1 protein-coding gene is annotated in these 24,483 nt (G+C 70.4%); it reads right to left on the reverse strand.

Annotated elements, in window-relative coordinates; all coding sequences use genetic code 11:
- Nucleotides 1-28 precede the first annotated feature (28 nt).
- Nucleotides 29-24,478 (reverse strand): filamentous hemagglutinin N-terminal domain-containing protein, encoded by a 24,450-nt coding sequence (locus tag FBZ88_RS06370; protein WP_145615934.1) that lies wholly within the window; start codon nucleotides 24,476-24,478, stop codon nucleotides 29-31.
- Nucleotides 24,479-24,483: the final 5 nt, after the last annotated feature.

Raw genomic sequence — 24,483 nt, forward strand, 5'->3', positions numbered from 1 at the left:
GTGCGGGATCGCCCGCGCCGCCCGGACCTCAGCGGGGGGTGTTTTCTTCGGTGGTACCGGTCGTGCTCAGCGGCGTGGACGGGGTGTTGGCCCCCACCGGGGTCGGGGTGGTGCCGGAGGTGGTCAGCACCGACGGTTGGGCGTTGGCGCCCACCACGCTGTTGCCGCCAGCCGACAGGACCTGCGGCGAGACGTAGGCCGACAGGGCGTCCGGCGTGATGCCGGTGTTGGACACCGTGCCGGTGAACAGCGCGGTGACGCCCGGCGTGCTGGGCACCGGCACCTTGGCCACCACCGTCGCCGCCACGGTGCTGACCGTGTCGGTCGGGCCCCAGGGCGTGTCGTTGATGAACCACGGCGCCCCCTTCAGCGGGCTGTCGATGGCGCCGGCCGCCAGCGACTGCTGCTTGGACGCCACCGTGCCGTACATCTTGGCGGAGGCGGCGGTGGGTACCTTCAGGCTGGCGACGACGATGGTCTGCGTGGGCAGGCCGTTGGCGATGCCGATGCGTTGCGCCCCCGTGCCCGACGCCATGGTCAGGGCCGTGGCCGGGCCCTGCAGGCCCACCATGGTGATGTCGCCGTTGGCGGTGATACTGGCGGTGCCGGCCGGCAGCGTCGCCACCGTGGCGAAGGTGATGGGGCCGCTGGTGACGGTGATGGTGGCCGGCAGCAGGAAGCTGGCGCCGCCCAACTGGGTGAAGCCCGCCGCCGCCGACACGTTGGCGGCACTGGCGAAGCGGATCGCCCCGTCGGCCTTGGTGTCGTTCAGCACGATGGCGCCGCCGGTGGCCGAGACCGCCTGGTCGAAGACGAAGCCGTTGCCCGCCAGTTGCAGGCCCCCGCCACCGTCCGCCACCAGGGTGCCGTGGAAGGTGGTGACGTCGCCCGCCGCCGTTTCGATCAGGCTGCTGACCCTCACCGCCTGGGCGAAGGTGGCCTTGCCCTTGGCCGACAGGGTCAGCGCACCCAGCGGACCGGTGCCGCCGACGGCACCCGATACCTGGATGGCGTCGCCCGCCACCAGGTTCAGGGCGGCCCGGCTGGCGCTGTCCACCGTGCCGCCGAACACCAGCGAGGCGCCGGTGCTGGTCAGGCTCTGGTCGGCGGCCACCGACACGGCGCCGGCGTAGGTCTGCGCGCCGGTGGTGACGATGCTGCCGCCGTTCAGGCTGCTGCTGCCGCTGACCGACAGGCTCTTCAGCGCCTGGTTGGCGCCGATGGCGCCGTTGAGGATGGCGTTGCCCGCCAGGGTCAGCGCCTGGGCGCCGTCGATGCCGCCCGTCAGGGTCAGGGTGCCACCGGTCAGCACCGTGTCGGTACCCAGGGTCAGGGCGCCGCTGTAGGCCTGGTCGCCGGTGGTGGTGACGGACGCGTTGGTCAGCGTGGCCGGGCCGGTCACCGACACCTGGCGCAGGGCGGTACGTCCGCCCAGGGCGCCGTCGGCGACCAGCGTGCCGGCCACGGTCAGGCCCTGGCCGCCGGCGGTTTTGGCGTCCGCTCCCTGCGACAGGGTGACGGTGGTGCCGGTCAGCACCGTGTCCGCCCCCAGCACCGCGCGCTCGCCAAAGGTCTGCGCGCCGGCGGTGGTGACACTGCCGCCGTTGAGGAACAGCGAGCCCGGGGCGTCAGTGGTCACCGACGTCGCCTGCACGGCACCGCCGAAGGTGGTGGCGCCGCTGGTGTTGACCGTCAGGGTGCCCAGCGTGCCGCCCACGCCGCCGATGGCATCGGCGAAGGTGACGTCGCCGCCGGCGGCGTTGACCACCAGCGTGCCGCCGTTGTTCAGCGCGGCGAAGGTCACGGCGCCGTGACCGGTGCTGAGGGTGCTGTCGCCCGCGAAGGTGGCGGGGCCGGTGAACGCGATGTCGCCGCCGCTGGTGGTGATGGACAAGGCCGTGGTGGCGACGGTGCCCGCCTGCACCCGGCCGCCGCTGCTGGTGACCGTGGTGGTGCCGGTCAGGGCCAGGGTCCCCAGGGCGATGTCGCCGCCCGAGGTGCTGACGGTCAGGTTGCCGGCACCTGTGGCGCCGGTGGCCAGGGTGATGCCGGTACCGGCCGACAGCACGCTGCCGCCGGCCACGCTTACCAGGCCGGTGTAGGTCTGCTGGCCGGCGCGGACGGTGCCGCCGTTCAGCGTGGTGGCGCCGGTCACGGTCAGGCTGGCGAAGGCGGCGTTGGCGCCGATATCGCCCGACAGGCTGGCGTCCCCCTGAATGGTCAGCGCGGGCGTCCCCTCCAGGCTGGCCGTCGTGTCGGCGCCGGCGGCCAGGGTGACCAAGCTGCCGCTCAGGACGGTGGTGCCGCCCATGACCGCCCGCTCGCCATAGCTCTGAATGCCGGTGGTGTCGACGCTGCCGCCGTTGATGGCCAGTGTACCGGCGGCGTCGGTGGTGACGCTGGCCGCCGTGACCGCGCCGGTGAAGGTGGTGGCCCCGCCCGTGGTGACGCTGAGGTTGCCCAGGCGGGTGATTCCACCCACCGCACCGGTGAAGGTGACATCGGCGGTGCCGGCGGTGATGGTCAGCGCCTGGGCGCCGTCCAGGGTGCCGGTGAAGGTGACCGCCCCGCCGCTGGCCAGGTGGGTGTCGCCTGCCAGGGTGACGGCGCCGTCGTAGGTCTGCGCGCCGGCCGTGGTCACGCTGCCGTTCAGGGCCGCGGTGCCGGTGACCGACAGGGCGTTCAAGGCCGTGGTGCCGCCGAAGGCGCCGGTCAGCACGGTGTTGCCCACCAGGATCAGCGACTGGCCACCGGCAGCGACGCCATCGGCGCCGGCTGCCAGGGTGATGGTGCCGGCCGCGCTGGTCAGGGTGGTGTCGGCGCCCAAGGTGACGGCGCCGGCATAGGTCTGGTCGCCGGTGGTGGTGACCGACGGGTCGCCGAACAGGGTGGTGCCGCTGACACGGACGGTGTTCAGCGCCGTGGTGCCGCCCACCGCCTGGTCCATCACGGCGTTGCCGACGATGGCCAGGGACTGGCCGCCGGCCGTCTGGGCGTCCAGCGCGCCGGACAGGGTGACGGTGCTGCCGGTCAGGACGGTATCGGCGCCCAGGGTGACGGTTCCGCCGTAGGTCTGGGCGCCCGTGGTGTCGATGCTGCCGCCGTTGAGCACCAGGGCGGTTCCCGTTCCGGTGGTGACGCTGGCGGCGGCGACCGTGCTGGTGACGGTGGTGGTGCCGCTGCCGGTGACGGTCAGGGCGCCCAGGCGGGTGGTGCCGCCCACGGCCTTGGTGAGGAAGACGTTGCCGCTGCCGGCGTTGATGGTCAGGGCATGGGCCCCATCCAGCGTGCCGAAGCCGATGGAGCCGCCATCGGTCGTGACCAACGTGGTGTCGGCCCCCAGGACGGCGGCGACGTTGTAGCTCTGCGCACCGCTGGTGGTGACGGCGCCGCCGTTCAGGGTGGCGGTGCCGATGTTGACCGACAGGCGGGACAGGGCGGTGGTGCCGCCCACGACACCGTTGAACACGCCGTTGGCATTGACGGCCAGGATGTAGGCGCCGTCCAGCGTGCCGCCGAAGGTGACGGTGTCGCCGGCCAGCGTGGCGGCCCCGCCCAGGACGACGGCGCCCTGGTAGTTTTGCACGCCGGTGGTGCGGACGTTGTGGCCGTTCAGCAGGGTGGCGCCGCTGACCGTCAGGGTGGTCAGCTTGGTGGTGAGGCCGAGACCCGCGTTCAGCACCGCGTCGCCGGTGATGGTCAGGGCATGCGCGCCGTCAACTGTGCCGTTGAGGGTGACGGTGGTGCCCTTCAGCACGGTGTCGGTGCTGAGCGGCAGGGCCTCGCCGTAGGTCTGGGCGCCGGTGGTATCGACGCTGCCGCCGTTGATGGCCAGGGTGCCGGCGGCGTTGGTGGTGACGCTGGCGGCTTTGACGGCGCTGGTGAAGGTGGTGGCGCCGCCGCTGCTGACCGTCAGGTCGCCCAGGCGGGTGGTGCCGCCGACCACGCCGGTCAGCGTGACGTTACCGGTGCCGGTGGTCAGCGTCAGGGCGTGGGCGCCATCCAGCGTGCCGCCGAAGCTGACGGCGCCGTTGGTGGTGACCAGGGTGGTGTCGGCGCCCACGGCGGCGGCCCCGGTGTAGCTCTGCGCCCCCGTGGTGGTGATGGCGCCGCCGTTCAGCGCGGTGGTGCCGGTGACCGACAGGCCGGTCAGGGTGGTGGTGCCGCCGACGGCGCCGCCGAAGACGGCGTTGCCGGTGACGGCCAGGCTGGCCAGCCCGTCCAGGGTGCCGGTGAAGGTGACGGTGCTGCCGGTCAGGGTGGCGTTGCCACCCAGCAGGACGGTGCCGGTATAGCCCTGGGTACCGGTGGTCTTGATGACGCCGCCGTTCACGATGGTGTCGCCGCTGACCGAGACGGAGGTGAGCGCGGTGGTGGCGCCGACGGTCTCGCTGAAGGCGGCGTCGCCGGTGACGGTCAGGGCGTGCGCGCCGTCGACCGTGCCGTTCAGGGTGACGCTGGTGGCCTTCAGGGTGGTGTCGGCGGCCAGGGTCACGGCCTCGCCATAGGCCTGGGCGCCCGTGGTGTCGACGCTGCCACCGGCCAGGGTGACGCCGCCGCCCAGGTCGGTGGTCAGGCTGGCGGCCTTGACGGCGTCGTCGATCGCCAGGGTGCCGCTGTTGTTGACCGTCAGGGTGCCCAGGCGGGTGGTGCCGCCCACGGCCCCGGTGAGGGTGACGGTGCCGCTGCCGGCGGTGATGGTCAGGGCGTGGGCCCCGTCCAGCGTGCCGGCGAAGGTGACCGCGCCGTTGGTGGTGGTCAGGGCGGTATCGGCACCCAGGGTGGCGGCACCGGTGTAGGTCTGGCTGCCCGTGGACTTGACGCTGCCGCCGTTCAGGGCGGTGGCGCCGCTGACCGACAGGCTGGTCAGGGCATGGGTGGCGCCCACCGCGCCGTTCAGCACGGCGTCGCCGGTGACGGTCAGGGTGTGCGTGCCATCGACCGTGCCGTTCAGCGTGACGGTCGTGGCCTTCAGGGTGGCGTCCACGCCCACGACGACGGCATCGTTGTAGGTCTGGGCGCCGGTGGTGTCGATGCTGCCGAACAGGTCGGTGGCGCCACCGGCGTCGGTGGTCAGGCTGGTGGCCTTGACCGCCGCGCCCAGGGTGGCGATGCCGCTGCCGTTGATGGTCAGGGCGCCCAGGCGGGTGGTGCCGCCCACGACGTTGCCCAGGATGACGTTGCCCGTGCCGGTGCTGATGGTCAGGGCGTGGGCGCCATCCACCACGCCCGAGACGATGACGGCGTTGTTGGTGGTGGCCAGGGTGGTGTCGGCGCCCAGGGTGATGTCGCCGCTGTAGGTCTGGGTGCCGGTGGTGGTGATGCCGCCGCCGTTCAGCGCGCTGGCGCCGCCGACCGACAGGCTGGCCAAGGCGGTGGTGCCGCCCACCGAACCGCCGAAGCTGGCGTCACCGGTGATGACCAGGGTCTTGGCGCCGTCCAGGGTGCCGCCGAAGCCGGCACTGCTGGCCGTCAGGGTGGTGTTGGCGCCCAGGGTGGTGGCGCCGGAGTAGGTTTGCGCGCCCCAGGTGCCGACGCTGCCGCCGTTGATGGCGGTCGTGCCGCTGACGGACAGGCTGCTCAGGAAACTGATGCCGCCAACGGCGCCGTTCAGCACGGCGTTGCCGGTGATGGTCAGGGCCTGGTTGTTGTTTACCGTGCCGTTGAGGGTGACGGTGGTGCCCTTCAGCACGGTGTCGGTGCTGAGCGGCAGGGCCTCGCCGTAGGTCTGGGCGCCGGTGGTATCGACGCTGCCGCCGTTGATGGCCAGGGTGCCGGCGGCGTTGGTGGTGACGCTGGCGGCTTTGACGGCGCTGGTGAAGGTGGTGGCGCCGCCGCTGTTGACCGTCAGGGCGCCCAGGCGGGTGGTGCCGCCCACCACGCCCGTCAGGGTGACGGTGCCGGTGCCGGTGGTCAGCGTCAGGGCGTGGGCGCCGTCCAGCGTGCCGCCGAAGCTGACGGCGCCGTTGGTGGTGACCAGGGTGGTGTCGGCGCCCACGGCGGCGGCCCCGGTGTAGCTCTGCGCCCCCGTGGTGGTGATGGCGCCGCCGTTCAGCGCGGTGGTGCCGGTGACCGACAGGCCGGTCAAAGTGGTGGTGCCGCCGACGGCGCCGCCGAAGACGGCGTTGCCGGTGACGGCCAGGCTGGCCAGCCCGTCCAGGGTGCCGGTGAAGGTGACGGTGCTGCCGGTCAGGGTGGCGTTGCCACCCAGCAGGACGGTGCCGGTATAGCCCTGGGTACCGGTGGTCTTGATGACGCCGCCGTTCACGATGGTGTCGCCGCTGACCGAGAGGCTGGTCAGCGCGGTGGTGGCGCCGACGGTCTCGTTGAAGGCGGCGTCGCCGGTGACGGTCAGGCTGTGTGCGCCGTCGACCGTGCCGTTCAGGGTGACACTGGTGGCCTTCAGGGTGGTGTCGGCGGCCAGGGTCATGGCCTCGCCATAGGCCTGGGCGCCCGTGGTGTCGACGCTGCCACCGGCCAGGGTGACGCCGCCGCCCAGGTCGGTGGTCAGGCTGGCGGCCTTGACGGCGGCGTTGATCGCCAGGGTGCCGCTGTTGTTGACCGTCAGGGCCCCCAGGCGGGTGGTGCCGCCCACGGCCCCGGTGAGGGTGACGGTGCCGCTGCCGGCGGTGATGGTCAGGGCCTGGGCCCCGTCCAGCGTGCCGGCGAAGGTGACCGCGCCGTTGGTGGTGGTCAGGGCGGTATCGGCACCCAGGGTGGCGGCGCCGGTGTAGGTCTGGCCGCCCGTGGTCTTGACGCTGCCACCGTTCAGGGCGGTGGCGCCGCTGACCGACAGGCTGGTCAGGGCATGGGTCGCGCCCACCGCGCCGTTCAGCACGGCGTCGCCGGTGACGGTCAGGGTGTGCGTGCCATCGACCGTGCCGTTCAGGGTGACGGTCGTGGCCTTCAGGGTGGCGTCCACGCCCACGACGACGGCATCGTTGTAGGTCTGGACGCTGGTGGTGTCGACGCTGCCGAACAGGTCGGTGGCGCCGCCGGCGTCGGTGGTCAGGCTGGTGGCCTTGACGGTGCTCAGCGTGGTGATGCCGCTGCTGGTGATGGTCAGGGCGCCCAGGCGGGTGGTGCCGCCGAAGGTGCCCAGGATGACGTTGCCCGTGCCGGTGCTGATGGTCAGGGCGTGCGCCCCGTCCACCGCGCCGAGGATGAGCAGGCTATCAGTGGTGGTCAGGGTGGTGTCGGCGCCCAGGGTAGCGTCGCCGCTGTAGTGCTGGGTGCCGGCGGTGGTGACGCCGCCGCCGTTGAACGCGGTGCTGTCGCTGACCGATACGCTGGACAGGGCGGCGGTGCCGCCCACGGCGCCGCCGAAGACGGCGTTACCCGTGATGCTCAGGGTCTTGGCGCCGTCCAGGGTGCCGCCGAAGCTGACCGTGCTGGCGTTCAGGGTGGTGTTGGCGCCCAAGGTGGCGTTGCCGGTGTAGGTCTGCGCGCCCGAGCTGCCGACGGTGCCGCCGTTCAGCGCGGTGGTGCCGCTGACCGACACGCTGGTCAGGAAGCTGTTGCCGCCCACGGCGGCGTTCAGCACGGCGTTGCCGGTGATGGCCAGCACCTGGGGCCCGTCGACCGCGCCGTTGAGGGTGACCGTGGTCGCCGTCAGGGTGGTGTCGGCGCCCAGGGCGGTGGCGTCGTTGTAGGTCTGGGCGCCGGTGGTGTCGACGCTGCCGCCGTTCAGGATCAGGCTGCCGGCCGCATTGGTGGTGACGCTGGCGGCCTTGACGGCGGCACCGAAGGTGGTGACGCCACCGCTATTGATTGTCAGGTCGCCCAGGCGGGTGGTGCCGCCGACCGCGCCCGACAGGGTGACGGCCCCCGTGCCGCTGCCGATGGTCAGGGCGTGCGCCCCATCCAGGGTGCTCAGGAACTTAATGGCGGCATTGGTGGTGGCCAGGGTGGCGTCGGCGCCCAGGGTGGCTGCCCCGGTGTAGGTCTGCGTGCCCGTGGTGGTGACGTTGCCCGCCAGGCTGCTGGTGCCGCTGACCGACAGGCCGGTCAGGGCGGTGGTGCCGCCGACCACGCCGCTGAAGCCGGCGTTACCGGTGATGGCAAGGGTGTGGGCCCCGTTCAGCGTGCCGCTGAAGGTGACGGTGCTGCCGGTCAGGGTGGCGTTGGCGCCCAGGGTGACGTCGCCGCTGTAGGTCTGGGTGCCGGCGGTGGTGACGTTGCCCGACAGGGTCTCGGCGCCGCTGACGGAGACGTTGTTCAGGCGATGGGTAGCACCCAGGGCGCCGGTGACCAGGTTGCCGGTAACGGTCAGCGACTGCTGGTCCGCCGTGGTGCCGTCGGCGCCGCCGGTCAGGGTGACGGTGGTGGCGGTCAGGGTGGTGGTGGCCGCCGACAGGGTGACCAGGCCAGTGTAGGTCTGGTTGCCGGTGGTGGTGATGGCGCCAGGCAGGCTGCTGGTGCCGCTGACGGACAGGCTGGACAGGGTGGTGGTGCCGCCCACGGTGCCGCCGAAGCTGGCGTTGCCGGTCACGACCAGGGCTTGGGCGCCGTTCAGGGTGCTGGTGAACGTGACGGTGCCGCCGGTCAGCGTGGTGTCCGCGCCCAGGGTGGCGGCGCCAATGTAGGCCTGGGTACCGCTGGTCTTGACGCTGCCGCCGTTCAGGGCGGAGGTGCCGCTGACCGACAGGCTGGTCAGCGTGGTGGCGGCACCGACCGCGCCACCGAACACGGCGTTGCCGGTGACGGCCAGGGTACGGGCCCCGTTCAGGGTGCTGGTGAAGGTGACGGTGCTGCCGGCCAGAATGTCGTTGGCCGCCAGGGTGACGGCGCCGGTATAGGTCTGGGTGCCGGTGGTGGTGACGTTGGCGCCGAGGTTGCCGGTACCGCTGACGGACAGGCTGGACAGGGCGGTGGTGCCGCCCACGGCGCCGTTCAGGACGCCATTGCCGGTGATGGTCAGGCCATGGGCGCCGTTGACGGCCCCGTCGAGCGTGACGGTGTTGGCCTTCAGCACCGTGTCGCTGGTCAGGCTGAACGCCTCACCCAGCGTGAGGGTGCCTTGAGCGTCCAGCGAGCCGGTGCCCAGGGTCAGGGTGCCCGCGTCGTCGGTGGCGATGTTGACCGCCTTGACCGCGCCGTTGAAAGCGGTGGCGCCGCTGCTGTTGACGGTCAGGGTGCCGAGGGTGGTAGTGCCGCCGATGGCGCCACTGAAGGTGACGTCGCCGGAACCGGTGCTGATGGTCAGGGCCTTGGCGCCATCCAAGGTGCCGCTGAAGCTGACCGCGCTGTTGGTGGTGGTCAGGATGGCGGCGGCGGTCATGGTGGCCGCCCCGGTATAGGTCTGGATGCCCGTGGTGGTGATGTTGCCACCCAGGCTGCTGGCTCCGGAGATTGACAGGGTCTTCAAGGCCTTGGTGCCACCGACGGCGCCCAGGACGGCGTCACCGGTGATGGTCAGGCCCTGGGCGCCGGCGGTGGTGGCGTTGACCGCGCCGCTCAGCGTCACGGTGGTGCCGGCCAGGGTGGTGTCGCCGGCCAGGGTGACGGCCCCGCCGTAGGTCTGGGTACCGGCGGTGGCTGTCGTGCCGGTCAGGCTGGCGGTACCCGTGACGGACAGGTTCTTCAGGCGCTTGATGGCGCCAAAGGCCCCACTGGTGCCCAGGTTGCCGACGATGGACAGGGACTGCTGATCGGCGGTGGTGCCGTTGGCGCCGTTGGTCAGGGTGACGGTGGTGCCGGTCAGGATGGTGTCACCGGCGATGGTGACCGCGCCGGTGTAGGTCTGGGTGCCGGTGGTGGTGACGTCGCCCGACAGGCTGCTGGTGCCGCTGACGGACAGGCTGGTCAAGGTGGCGGTGCCGCCGATGACGCCGCTGAAGTCGGCGTTGCCGACGACGGCCAGGGCGTGAGCGCCATTCAGGGTGCCGCTGAAGGTGACGGTGGTGCCGGTCAGGGTGGCGTTGGCGCCCAGGGTGACGTCGCCGCTGTAGGTCTGGGTGCCGGCGGTGGTGACGTTGCCCGACAGGGTCTCGGCGCCGCTGACGGAGACGTTGTTCAGGCGGTGGTTGGCGCCCAGGGCGCCGGTCACCAGGTTGCCGGTGACGGTCAGCGACTGCTGGTCCGCGGTGGTGCCGTCGGCGCCGCCGGTCAGGGTAACGGTGCCGCCGGCCAGAGTGGTGGTGGCCGCCGACAGGGTGGCCAGGCCGGTGTAGGTCTGGTTGCCGGTGGTGGTGATGGCGCCGGACAGGCTGCTGGTGCCACTGACGGACAGGCTGGACAGGGCAGCAGCGCCGCCCACGGTGCCGCCGAAGGTGGTGTTGCCCGTGCTGCCGTTGGCGATGGTCAGGCTGTGGCCGCCGTTGACCGTACCGCCGAAGGCGACGGTGCCGTTGCCGGTGCTGGTCAGGGTGGTGTCGGCGCCCAGGGTGGCCGCCCCGGTGTAGGTCTGGCCGCCCGTGGTCCGGATGCTGCCGCCGTTCAGGCCGGACGTGCCGCTGACCGACAGGCTGGTCAGGGCGTTGGTGGCGCCGACGGTATCGGCAAAGGTGGCGTTGCCGGTGATGGTCAGGGTGCGGCCGCCGTTGACCGCGCCGCCGAAGGCGACGGTGCTGCCGGTCAGGATGTCGTTGGCGCCCAGGGTGACGGCCCCGGTGTAGGTCTGGGTACCGGTGGTGGTGATGTTCTTCGACAGTGTGCCGGTACCGCTGACCGACAGGCTGCTCAAGGCGGTGGTGCCGCCGATGATGCCGCTCACGGTGGCATTGCCGGTGATGGTCAGGCTGTGCGCGCCATCGACCGTGCCGCTCAGGGTGATATTGCTGCCCTTCAGCGTGGTGTCGGCGGTCAGGGTCAGCGCCTCGCCATAGGCCTGGGACCCGGTGGTGTCGACACTGCCGGTGTTCAGCGCCAGGGTGCCGACGGCGTCGGTGTAGACGGAGCCCGCCTTGATGGCGCCGCCGAAGCTGGTGGCGCCGCCGCTGTAGAACTGCAGGGAACCGGCGCGGGTGGTGGCACCGATGGTGCTGCTGAAGGTGACGTTGCCGGTACCGGCGTTGATGGTCAGGCCGTCGCTGCCCGACACCACGTCGCCATTGCCGTCCACCGTGCCGCTGAACAGGACGTTGCTGTTGGTGGTGTTCAGGACGGTGGCGCCGGTGCTGCGCGCCAGGGTGACGGCCCCGGTGTAGGTCTGCGTGCCGGTCGTGGTGATGGCGGCAGCGCTGAGGGTGCTGGCCCCGCTGACCGACAGGCTGGTCAGGGCGGTGGTGCCGCCGATGGTGCCCGTGATGACGGCGTCGCCGGTGATGGTCAGGCTGTGGGCGCCGTTGACCGCGCTGTTCAGCGTGATGGTGGTGCCGGCCAGCGTGGTGTCGCCGGCCAGGGTGACGGCCCCGCCGTAGGTCTGGGTGCCGCCGGTGGTGGTGGTGCCGGTCAGGCTGGCGGTGCCGCTGATCGACAGGTTCTTCAGGTGGGTGGTGGCACCGAAGGCGCCGCTGGTGCCTAGGTTGCCGGTGATGGTCAGCGACTGGGTGTTGGCGGTGGTGCCGTTGGCGCCGTTGGTCAGGGTGACGGTGGTGCCGGTCAGGGTGGTGTCGTTCACCAGGGTGACGGCGCCGGTGTAGGCCTGGGCACCGGTGGTGGTGACGTCGCCCGACAGGCTGCTGGTGCCGCTGACCGACAGGCCGGCCAGGCCCGTGGTGCCGCCCACGGCGCCGCCGAAGACTGCGTTACCGGTGACGGCCAGGGTCTTGGCCCCATCCAGCGTGCCGCCGAAGCCGATGGTGGTGCCGGTCAGGGTGGTGTTGGCGCCCAGGGTGGTGGCGCCGGTATAGGTCTGGGTGCCGCTGGTGATGACGTTGGCGCCCAGGGTGGTGGTGCCGCTGACAGACACGCTGGTGAGATTGGTGGTGCTGCCGATGCCGCCGTTGATCATGGCGTTGCCGGTCACGGTCAGGCCATGGGCGCCGTTGACGGTACCGCCCAGCGTGACGGTGCTGCCCGTCAGCGTGGTGTCGGTGACCAGCACCAACGCGTCGCCCAGGCTGATGATGCCGGTGGCGTCCACGGTGCCGGCCGTCAGGACGACGGTGCCGCCGGCGTTGGTGGTGACACTGCCGGCCTTCACGGCGCTGGTGAAAGTGCTGGTGCCCGTGGAGTTGACGGTCAGGGCGCCCACACGCGTGGTGCCGCCGACGGCGCCGGTCAGGGTGACGGCCCCGGTGCCGCTGCCGATGGTCAAGTTGTGACCGCCATCGACGGTGGAGGTGAAGCCCACCGCCGCGTTGGTGGTGGTGACGGATGTATCACCGCCCAGCGTGGCGGCGCCCGTCACGGTGAAGGTGCCGCTGCCGGTGCTGTAGGTGCCGCCCAGGGTGGTGGCGCCGGTGTAGCTCTGGTTGCCCGTGCCGGCGACGCCGTTGGTGGCGATGGTGGCGCCGGTGGCAGATAGGGCCCCCACGCCGCTGGCGGCCCCGCCCAGGGTGATGGCGCCCGTGCCAGCCGTCAGGGTCAGGTCATGGCTGGCACCGGTCACCGTGCCGGTGATGTCGATGTCGCCGTTGCTGGCGTGGGTGTCGATGGTGCGGGCGCCGGTGCCACCCAGGGTCAGGTTGCCCGTGACGGTGACGGCGCTGGCCGTCAGGTCGCCGGTGACGGTGGTGTTGCCGGTATAGTTCTGGGTGCCGGTGGTGGTCATGGCGCCGACGCTGATGGTCGTGGCCGTGGCGTCCAGGCTGGCGCCAGTCATGGTGCCGCTGACGCTGATCGTGCCGCCGCCGTTGTTCAGCGTGATGGCGTGACCGTTGCCGGCGGTGATGCCGCCGGTGGAGGTCAGCGTGGTACCCGACCCGCCGCCGGTGATGGAGACGACGCCGTCCGCCGTGGTCAGGCCCGCCAGCGACAGGGTGCCGGGGGCGGACAGGTAGATGCCGTAGTCGCCGGCGCCGTTGGCCAGGACCGTGCCTGTCACGGTGGCCGACAGGGTGGCGGCGGTGGCGCTCAGCGCCTGCGACGCACTGCCGATCGCCTTCAGGCTGGTCAGGTTCAGCGTGCCCGCGGTGACGGCGTTGCCGCCTTCGCCCGCCAGGGCGCCGGTGGTTGCGGTCAGGTTGACCGTGCCGGTGGCGCCGGCGCTGATGCCGCTGCTGCCCACGGTCAGGTCGCCGGTGCTGGCCGTCAGGCTGACGGTCGGCGTGGTGCCGCTGGCGGTGACCGAGGTCGTGGTGAAGCCGACGTCGTTGGTGAAGGTGATGTTGCCCTTGGCGGTGCTGAGCGTCAGGCCCGACAGGGCGCCGGTGTTGCCGACCGTCAGGTTGGCGGCGGTGGTGGTGCCGGTCAGCTCGGCGTCCAGCGCGCCCACCGTGGTGGTCAGGCTGACACTGCCGCCGGCGGCACCGCTGATGAACTTCAGGCTGTCGGCGGTGATGGTCAGGGCGCGCGGGGTGGCGCCGGTGGCGATGATGTCGGTGACACCCTTCAGGTACAGGTCGCCCTGGGTGCTGACGCCGGCCGAGGGCAGGGTCAGCGTGCCACCGGCCAGCAGGGCCAGGTTGCCCGTGCCCACATTGGGCAGGCCGCTGCTGGCGTTGATGTTGCCGGTGGCCTGCAGGTAGACGGAGCCGTTGGTGCCCAGGGTCACATTGGTGCCGGTGCCCAGGGTCAGGTTGCCCGTCTGCTTGACGTTGATGATGGAACCGGCGTCGGTGGCCGACAGCGACGTCAGGTTGGTCACGGCGGTGACGATGGGGGCGCCGGCGCCGCTGGCGAAATCGGTCAGCGTGCCGATGCCGCTCTTGGACGACAGGCTGGCGTTGTAGCCGGTCAGGTTGGTGCCGCTGCCGGAGCGGGCGAGGATGGAGCCGTTTGTGGCCGTCAGGGTGAGCGTGCCGCCGTTCAGGCTGGCGGTGTTGGTGCTGATGGCGCCGATGGTCAGGTTACCGGTGGCGGCCGTGATGGTGATGTCGTTGCCGCCGCCGGTGGTGGAGGTGGCGGTGGCGCTGACCACCGTGGTCGGGCCCGCCGTGGTGATCACGGTGTTGCCGCCGGCGGCGGTGGAACTGGTGATGGTGACGCCGCTGGTGTTGTTGTCGTCGACATAGATGCCGGCGCCGCCGGCGTTGTCGACCAGGGTCAGGCTGTTGGCTGTAGTCTGGATGGCGCGGGTGGACGTGCCGACGCCGGTGGCGCCGCTCAGCGAGACGGTGTTGCCGACGATGCGGGTCAGGTCCAGACCGTCGTCCAGAATGGCTCCGCCGCTGGAGCTGGCGACGATGGTGACATTGCCGCTGCCGGCGTTGACGTTGCCGGCGTAGACCGTGGTGCCGGTATTGCCCGAGACGGTGATGTTGCCGCCGCCCGAGAGAACGTTACCCAGGTAAAGGCCGCCGTTGCCGACGATGTTGACGGCGCCGCCGCCGGAAGAGACGTAGGCCAGGGTGGTGGTGGCCTGCGGCGACAGGTAGATGGTGCCACCCTGCGTCAGGGCGTTCACCCGCTGGCCGACCAGGTTCAGGCCCTTGCCCGAGCCGCCCAGGCCCGTGGCGGCGTCAGCGGTGACGGAGAAGGCGCTGACCTCGTTGCTGACGGTGGGCGCGTTGCTCGCCAGGATGCTGCCGCTGTTGGCGGTCAGGGTGATGTTGCCCTGGGTGGCCCCGGCCGTGATGGCACCGCCCAGCGTCAGGTTGCCGCTGCTGACGGTGACGGAGATGCCGTCGCCGGAGTTGTCGGTGGAGGAGGTGGCGCCGTTCAGCAGCAGGGAACCGGCGGAGGTGATGACGATCTGGCCATCATGGGTGGCGGTGGTGAGACCACCCAGCATCTGGCCCTGGCTGTTGATGACGATGTCGCCGGTACCGGTGACGGTGGCATTGACCGCGTTGTTGGTGGCGGAGATTTGCAAGGGCGCGTTCACGCCGCCGATGCCGGTGCCGGCCGTCAGGTTGATGGCGCCGTAGCCGCCGACGGTGCTGGGGCTGCCGCCCTGCAGCACGCCGCCGCCGCCCAGGATGGCGCCGGCGGTGGTGACGGTCAGCGCCTGGCCGTTGCCGTAGGAAACGCTGCCCAGCGTGATGTCAACCGCCGAGGTTGTGGAGACGGTCAGCGCGCCGCCCGAGGTAACGTTCGACAGGTTGATGTTGGACGTGGGCGCAATGTAGATGCCGCCCTGGCCCGCGCTGGCGGTGAAGTCGGTGGCCGAGACCTTCAGCAGGGTGCCGGAGCTGCCGATGCTGCTGCCGTCGATGCTGCTCTCCGACGAGACCTGCAGCGTCAGGCTGCCAGCGGTGATTGAGGAACTGCCGCTGGTCGCCGTGATGGCGCCGTTGCCCGATGCCGGATCGACCTCCAGGTCCAGCTTGCCGGTGCTGCCGAGGTTGATCGTGCCGACGGCGACGTTGTGGTTGGTCCGCAACGTCAGATCCAGGCCGGACTGCGCCAGGTAGGTAAGGTTCAGGGTTGTGGTGCTGTCGACCCAGGCGGCCGTGAAGCCGGGGACGCTCAGCTGGATGGTGCCGCCACCGGTGTAGTCGCCGGTGCGGTCCAGCGTCAGCTTGGTCAGCGTGGTGTTGTCGTTGAGGTAGATGTCTTTGGTATTTGTCAGCGACAGGACCGGCGTCGACACAATCAGAACGCCGCCGGTTCCGCCGCCGATGGAATGACCGCTACCGCTGTCCGTCACCAGCGTGACGCTGCCGCCGGTGATCAGGTTGCTGCCGTTGATGGCCAGGATGTCGCCGTCACCGGCCGTCAGGCTGACCGCGGCGGTGCCGGCGTTGATGGTGCCGACGGTGATGCCGCCATCGGTGGCGGTCAGTGTCACGCCCCCCGGGGCCAGGATGCTGCTGGCGACCAGGTTGCCGTTGCTTTCGCTGACATTGACGCTGCCCGTGGCGCCGTTGGTGGCGTGGGCGGTCAGGTTCAGGGTGGTGGCGGCGCCGTTGGACGAGGTGGTGATGGCGCTGACGTTGCCGATGGATCCCTGGGCGATCAGCGTCACCGTGGCGGTGTCGTTGAGCGTGCCGCTGAGGATGGAGCCACCCTCGTTGTCGACGGTCAGGTTGTGGCCGTTCAGCTCGATGGTGCCCAGCGCGATGTCGCCCACGCTGTTGTTCAGCACGACGTCGCCGCCGGCGGTCAGACCCTTCAGCGCGGCGGAGGCGGAGAAGCCGAGGTTGACGGCGCCGCTCTGGGCGTTCGCCGTCAGGGTGTTGACCTGGGCGTCGATCTCGTTGCCCGCGCCGGAGGTGCCGATGGCGCCGCTGTCCGACACCAGCGACAGGGTCGCGGCGGTCACACCGGTGCTGCCGTTGCCGTCGCCCTTGATGTCGCCGCTTGTGGTGTGCAGCGCCAGGGTGCCGGCCGTGCCCAGGTTGACGGTGCCCACGGTCAGGGTGGCGTCGCTGGTGACGGTCAGCGCCAGGCCGGTGGTGTCGACGATGTTGGTCAGGCTGGCGCCGGTGCCGCCGTCGCTCATCCCGAAGGTCAGGCCGGGGGAGGTGATGCTGTAGGCGCTGGCGTTGGACGTGGGGTGGCGGGTGTAGAGGTCCAGCGCGTCGATGTGGGTATCGGAATTCAGGTAGACGCTACCACTGGTATCCATGTCCAGCAGCGGGGTGGACAGGTTCAGCGCCGTGGCGCCGCTGCCGACGGATCCGCCGCCGTTCCAGGTGGTCAGCGACGTTTCCGCCGCGGTGATCCGGTTGGTGCCGTCGATGGCCAGGATGCTCTGGTCGCTGAACAGCGTCACCAGGCCGCCGGCCAGCATGCCGGTGGCGCGCGTGTCGATGGTGCCGATCTTCAGACTGTGTTCTGCCGTGCCGCTGAAGTTGATGCCGGTACTGTCGGTCACCAGGTCGAAATGGGTGTAGGTACCGTCGTCGCCGCCCGAGAAGGTCAGGGTCGGCGTGGCCGAGCCGAAGGCGCCGCCTGAGGTGATGGAGAAGACGCCGCCGGTGGCGGCGGCCTGGGTGGTTTCCACCGACAGGGCGGACAGATCCGTAGCGTTATCGACGTAGAGGTTCGCGCCGGTGCGGACGTCCAGCGTCAGCGCGGTGGTCTTGATATGCGCGCCGGCCGTGCCGATGGACCCGGTGGCGGCCAGGTCGACCTCGTCACCCGTCAGCATCACGCCACCGTTGTCGGTCAGGCTGCCGTTGGTGGAGGTGATGCCCACCGTGCGGCCCACCTGGCCGTTCACGGTGCCGATTTGGATGTCCTTGTCGCCGGTGAAGGTGAAGTCGATGCCGCTGGGGTCGGCGACGTTGACGATATTGAACTGGCTGCCGGTGTCGGTGACGGTGAACACCAGGTGCGGGGCGGTAATGGCCAGGGTGTTGGCCCGCGCCGTGACGTGACGGTCGGTCACGTTCAGGGCGTACAGGTCCGACCGGCCATCGACATAAATGTCATTGCCGGAATCCAGGGACAGGGTCCGGCTGTCGATGCTCAAGTGGGCGCCGCTGGTGCCGATGGACCCGCCGGTGGCCTTGATGGTCACGATGGGGGCGGACACGGTGCCGCCACCGCTGGTGATGGCGCCGCTGGTGGTGATCTTGGCCGTGTTGCCCACGGTCAGGTCGCCCAGCGCCAGGTCGCCCGTGTTCGACAGGTTGATGCTGCCGCCGGTGACGGTCTGGCTGGTGGGGTCGATGGTCTGGATGGTGCCGGCCAGGCTGCTGGCCGTGGTCAGGAAGGGATCGATGCCGTCGTTGTAGATGCTGACGCCCGTGGCGTTCAGCGTCAGCGCGCCCGTGGTGATGCGCGAGGAACTGGTGGCGGCCTGGATGGCACCGGTGGTGGTCAGCGTGACGGCGGCGCCGGTGCCCGTGCCGGTGTTGATGGTCCCGACGGTGATCAGCTGGTTGGACGTGACGCTCAGCGCGACGTTGCCGCTGTTGGCGGTAAAGGTGCCGATCTGCAGGCCATAGGGCCCACTGTTGCTGTAAGTGATGCTGTCGGTAAGGTTGCTGGCGGTGATGCCGAAGCCGGCGGACAGGGTGCCGGTCTGCTTCAGCGTGGAATTCAATGTCAGGGACGACAGCGCGGCGCTATCGGCGACATACATGCTGCCGGCCGAGGCGATGGACAGGTTGGCGGTGCTGACGCCGACGGCCTGGCTGGAGGTGCCGACGGACGCGTCCTTGGCCAGGGCTGAGAGGCTGACCGAGCTGGCGGTGATGGTCTTGCCGGACGAACCGGTGATGGACCCGCCAGTGGAGGTCAGCGAGACAGAATTACCGGTGATGTTGTTCATCACCGCGATCGCCCGGTCGGTCGTGTAGCTGAAGTTCAGCGCCGGCGAGCCGTTCTTTGCGGCGAAGACGCTGCCGTTGGCCAGCGACTGGGTGGCGCCGTCGCCGACGATCAGGCCCGAGCTCTGCAGGAAGAAGCCGGTGACCTTGATGTTGTTGTCGTTATCCGACGACGACACGTGCCGGCTGATGATGGACAGGTTGGCGAGACCGGCGTCGTCCACATAGATCGCACCCACGGAATCGATGTTCAGCGTGGTGGATTCGATCGACACCGAGTTGGTGCTGGCGCCGATGTTGCCGTTGCTGGCGTTGGCGTTCTTGGTCGTCAGGTTGACGGTGCCATTGGCGGAAATGAGGCCGCCGAAGCCGCTGAGGAAGCCGATGTTGGCGGTGGTGTTGTCGGTGGTGACCGAGATGCTGTCGGTGGCCGAAACGGTGCCGACGTTCACGCTTTCACGGGCGTAGAGGCTGAAGGTGCTCAAATCACCGGTGCCGCCGGAGGTGGCGCCCGCGCGGTTGACGCTCAAGGTGCCGCTGGCGCTGGAGATGATGTAGGTCTGGGTGGGGGCGGTCAGCTTGAAGACGCCGGCGGTGTTGTTGCCGGTGAAGCTCAACGCCAGGGCGGTCAGCGCGTGGTCATCCACCACATACATGTTGGTGGGAGCGCTGAGCGCAAGGTTGGTGGTGCCCGACAGGGCGATCCACTTGGACGTGTCGCTGTCGCTGGTCCCGGCCACGCCGATGGAACCGGTGCCGGAGGTCAGCGAGACGGTGCCGGCCGTGATCTTGGTGGTACTGTCGCCGTCATCCTTGATGTTGCCGGCCTTGGCGTTGATCGAGACGCTGCTGGCGGTCAGGGCGCCGACGGTGAAGTCCCCGCTGCCCACCGTGATGCCAAGCGCGCCGTTGCCCGTGTCCACACCCGACAGGGCGGCCATGGTGCCGGACGTCAGCGTGGCGGCGCCACCCGTGGTGGTGAGGCCGGTAACGGTCAGGGCGCCGCCCGCGGTCAACGTCGCGGCGCCACCGCCCGTGGCCAGGCTGGTGACCGTCAGCGCGCCGCCGGCGCCGCTGGTGATGGTCGCCGCCCCGCCGCCGGTGGCGATGCTGCCGATGGTGACGTTGCCGGCGGCGGAGGCAAGGATCACGGCGCCGCCGTCGGTGCTGATGCCGTAGTTGGCGGTGCCGGCGTTGCCGTTCACCGGGCCCAGGACGGTGAGGGCATGGCCGCCGGTGAAGGTGAAGTTCAGCGCGGAGGTGCTGGTCAGCTGGGTCAGGGTGTACAGGCTGCCGCTGTCGCTCAGCGCGAAGCCGGTCAGGTTGGCGGCGCCGACGGAGAAGCTGTTGGCGGCGCTGGTGCTGGTGCTGGCCAGGGTCAGATTGGACAGGGCGGCGCTGTCGGCCACCTGGATGCTGCCCTGTGTGGTGACGGCAAGGTTGGCGGTGGCGACGCTGAGCGGGCTGGCCGACGTGCCGACGCTGCCGGACGCGGCGGTCAGGGCGACGGTGGTGCCGGCGACGGTGGTGGTGCCGTCGCCGTCGTCGGTCAGGCTGCCGGAGGTGGCGGTGACACCCACCGTGCCGCTGGCGCTGATGGCGCCCAGCTTCAGGGCGCCGGCGTTGGTGACGTAGACATCGCCGGCCGTTGCCGTGGCGTTCAGTGTGCCGCCCGAGGCGCTGATCAGGATGGGGGCGGTGCTGCCGCCGATGGCGCCCGACGCGGTCAGGCTGACGGTGCCGCCGCTGCCCACCGTTAGCGTGCTGTAGCTGGGGGTGCCGCCGCCGCTGGTGTTGGGATTGGTGATGGAACCGGCGTCGGCCTTCAGGGTGACGGACTGGCCCGTCGTGGTGATGGTGCCCAGCGCCAGGTCGCCCTGCAGCGCTTCCACCATCATGGTGCCGCTGTTGTAGTTGCCCGTGCTCAGCTTCACCACGTTGGTGGTGGAGTTGACGGGCATGGAGATCTGGGCGTAGGTGCCGCCCGAATTGGCGGCCACCTTCAGGTCGCCGGTCGCCAACTGCAGCGGGTTGGCGGCGGTGCCCAGGCCGCCGGCCGTCCAGGTGGCGGTCAGGGTGATGCTGCCGGCCAGGGCCTGGGTCGCGGTGTTGGCGTCATCCAGGATGCTGCCGTACTGGGCCGTCAGGTTCAGCGAGCCCGACCGCGTGACGTTGATGTCGCCCAGGGTGGTCGTACGGTCGTTGACGTAGGTGGCGGACAGGCCCGTGACGTCGGTCAGGGTGTTGATGGACGTGCCGCTGGTGCTGTCCGTCATGTTGAACACCAGCGACGGCGCCGTCAGCTGATAGGTGTTCACGCTGCCGTTGGTGCGGTGGTTGGTGGTCAGCGACAGGGTCGTCAGGTCTGCGATGTCGCTGGCGTAGAGGTCGCCCTCGGTCGTCAGCGCCAGGCGGGGGGCGTTGATGTTCAGCGGGCTGGCGGAGGTGCCCAGCTTGCCGCTGTCGGCCTGCAGGGCGACGTAGCGACCGGTGACGCGAGTCTGGCTGTTGCCGTCGTCCAGGATGTCGCCATCATAGGAACGCAGGCTGACGTTGCTGTCGGCGCTGCCCTGGACATGGCCCAGCACCAGCGTTTCGTCGCTGGCGAAGCTCAGGCTGTCGATGGTGGTGCCGACGATGTTGGTCAGCGTGAACTTGGACCCGTCGTCGCTGATGCCGAAGGTCAGGTAGGGGGCGGTGACGGCCACCGTGTTGATCGCGCCGGCCGAGGTGTGCTGATCGTCGATGGACAGTTCGGTGAAGGCCACCGCGTTGTCCAGATAGATGTCGCCCACCGCGGAGACATAGAGTTCCGTCGTGTTGGTTTTGATGTGCGAGGCGGCGGTGCCGACGTTCTGGCCGGCCTCCAGCTCCACGCTGTCGGAGGTGATGGCGGTGGTGACGCCACTGTCCGCCAGGATGGCGCCGCTGGCCTGGATCTCCACCGATCCCGTGTAGGCGGTGCTGCCCAGGGACTTCACCGTGCCGGCGACGGTGACGCTGCCGTCGTCCGCCAGGATCTTGATCTTGGGGTAGGTCGGCTGGGACAGCGGGTTGCTGGTGGAACTGGGGACGTAGGTCGTGGCCAGGTCGCCCACCGTCAGGTCGCCGGTCCTCTGCTCGACGGTGATGCCGGTGCCGGACGTGCCGGACACCTTCTGCACCGCCGTGTACAGCTGGACATAGCCATAGGACGAGGTGCTCAGCACCAGGTTCCGGCCGGTGATCAGCGACCCGCTGCCCATGGCGACGATACCGTCGCCATTATTGCCGCCCAGGGTGGTGGTCAGCGTGACGTTGCCGGAGGCGCCGGCGTTGATGGTGTTCACCGCCAGGGCGCCGCCCGTCACCGTAATGGTGATGTCGTCGCCCGAGCCACCGCCGGAGGAAACCGCGGTGGCGACCGTGTTGGTGGCGGTGGCGACCTCGACGGCGCCCGCCCCGGCGCTGACGTTGGCCAGGGTGGTGATGACGCCGTTGGTCAGGTTCAGGAAAATGCCGCCGGTATTCGTCGTGGCCTGGACGGTCGCGGCGTTGCTGGTGAGCGGGCCGCCATGCGTGCCGACACCGGCGGCGGCGCTCAGGTTCAGGCTGTTGGCGCTGATGCTGGTGGTGGCGTCGGCATCGTCCAGGATGGCGCCGCCCGTGCTGGCCAGCGTCACGGTGCCGCCGGTGACGGTGCCAACGGTCAGCGTGCCGGCGGTGGCGACGTTCACCGTGCCGCTGGCGACGGCGCTCTGCAGTGCCAGCGCGCCGCCGTTGCCGACATAAATGCCGCCCGAGCCGGCGCTGGCGCGCAGGGTGCCGGTGTCGGTCTGCAGGGGTGAGGCGCTGCTGCCCACGGCGCCATTGAGGCCGGTGGTCCCCTGGGCCGTCAGCTGGACGGACCCCGCGGTGATGGGCGTGGCGCCGGTGTTGCCGGCACCGGCCAGGATGTTGCCGCCGGTAGAAGTCAGGGAGAAGACGCCGCTGCTGGTGACGTTGACGTTGCCAACGATCGCGTCATGGTCCGTGCTGACCTGCGCATACAGGGTCGACGACTGCTGCAGCGTGTTGAGGTTGAGGCTGCCCGTGTCGGTCGCGTCGAACGTCAGGCCGGGGGAGGTCAGCTGATAGGTGTTGATGACGCCCGGATGGGCGTGCGTGGCGTTCAGCGCCAGGACGAGCAAAGTCTGGTCGTTGGTGACGTACAGGCTGCCGCCTGTTTCCAGGCCCAGGCCCAGGGTGTGGGTGCTGATGGTGGAGGTGGGCGTGCCGATGCTGCCGCCCTGGGCGGACAGGATGACGCCGCTGCCGCTGCCGGTGATCAGGTTCGGGGCGCCGACGTTGGTGATGGAACCCACCACCGACGTGATCCCCACGCCGCTGCCGGTGAGGGTGTTGGCCAGCGTGACATTGCCGTTGGCCGTGATGGTGATGACGCCGGTGTCGCTGGTCAGCTTGGCGACGTTGGTGATCGTGCTGCCGATGCCCAGCGACTGCAGGGTGATGTTGCCGCCGCCGCTGGCCACGATCTCGGTGGTGGACGGGTTGGTGAAGGTGATGCCGCCGGTGGCGGTGGACTGCAGGGTCAGGCTGTGGCCGCTGCCCAGGTTGACGGTGCCGAGGTTGCCCACGGTGATCAGGCCGCTGGCCTGCAGCACGACGTCGCTGGTGGCGGTCAGGGCGACGATCTTGCCCGAGGACACGGTGTTGAGGCCCACGTCCGAGGCCGTTGAGGCCAGGGTACCGCCGCTGATGGCGCTGTCCTGGCTGCCGCTGCCGCTGGTGCCGCTGGTGATGGTCAGCGTGGTGGGGTCCAGCAGCAGGGTGCCGGTCTTACCCTTAGGTGCCTGCAGGCTGACGTCACCCGCCAGCGCCACGCCGTTGTGGCTGGACACCTCGGCGAAGCCGCCGTCACCGCCCCGGGCCCCGCCCTTGGCGCTGATGGCGCCGGAGAACAGGGTGCTGTCCTGGGATAGCAGGCTGACGCGGCCGCCGTTGCCGCTGGTCACCGCGTCGGCGTTCAGGGTGGCGCCCGCCGCCAGGCTGACGCTCTTCGACAGGGACTTGGCCGTGTCCAGCGTCGTGCCGGTGCCATCGCTGCCGATGGCGATGTGGCCGCCGCCGGCGTCGCCGCTGGCGTCAACCACGGCGGCCGACGCCACGGCCACGTCGGCCCCCGTCGCGATGACGGTGCCACCCGTCTGGCCCGCGTCCTTGCCGCTGGCATTCAGGGTGCCGTTGACGGCGACGGTGCCGCTGTCGCCGCCCGACAGCACGATTTTGCCGTTCTTGGCGCTGACGCTGGTGGCGACCAGCACGCCGTCGGTGTTGATGACGTGGTCGATCACGCCCTTCACGGCGCGGGCCGACAGCTCGATGGTGCCGCCCTCGGCCGCGATCTGGCCGGAATTGACCACCAGCGCCTGCGCGGGCGTGCCGTCGGCGTTGTGGGGCAGGGCGGTGACGGCGGAACTGGCGTCGAAGCTCAGCAGCCCGTCGCCCTGGAAGTCCAGGGTGAAGGTCTGGGCGCCGCCCAGGGCCACGCGGCCCAGCCTGGCGTGGATGACGCCGGAGTTTCGCACGCTGGGCGCCACCAGGGCGGCCAGGCCGCTGTCCTTGATGGTGATGTCGCCGGCGTTGACGATGGCCGCGTTGGGGTTGGTCGAGGCCTGGTTGAAGGCGTACCGCCCGGCCAGGAAGTCGGCGTCGCTGATGTTGGCGGTGGTGGCCACCAGGCTGCCCACGTCCACCCGCGATCCGGCGCCGAAGATGACGCCGTTGGGGTTGACCAGCATGACCGTGCCGTTGGCGGTCAGGGAACCGAAGATGCTGGACGGGTCGTTGCCGATGACCCGGTTCAGGATGACGCTGCTGCTGGACGGCTGCAGGAAGTCGACCTTTTCACCGGCGCTGATACTGAAGGACTGCCAGTTGATGGCGGCCTTGTCGGTACCCTGGGTGACGGTCAGGGTGTTGGGCTTGGATGCGTCGATGACGGCCTGGCCCACCGTGACCGTGCCGCCGGTGGGGTTGGCGTGCGCCGCCGACAGCAGGGACGAGACGATATAGGCGCCCAGCGTGGTGCCGAAGAAGATGGCGGTGCGGCCGGCGCGCCGGTTGCGGCGGTTGGCTGTCTTCGGCGCGGCCTTCACCAGGCCGGCGGCCGACGCCATCAGCGTATCGCGCAGGTCGGCGCGATAGCGCTTCATGCCCGGCAGGGCCTGGGGTTGCTGCGTGCCCGGACGGTTGGCGCCGGAACGGGGGCGGAAAAAGCTGCCGTGGTTCATGATTG

The sequence above is a fragment of the Nitrospirillum bahiense genome, assembly GCF_007828025.1.
Taxonomy (GTDB): domain Bacteria; phylum Pseudomonadota; class Alphaproteobacteria; order Azospirillales; family Azospirillaceae; genus Nitrospirillum; species Nitrospirillum amazonense.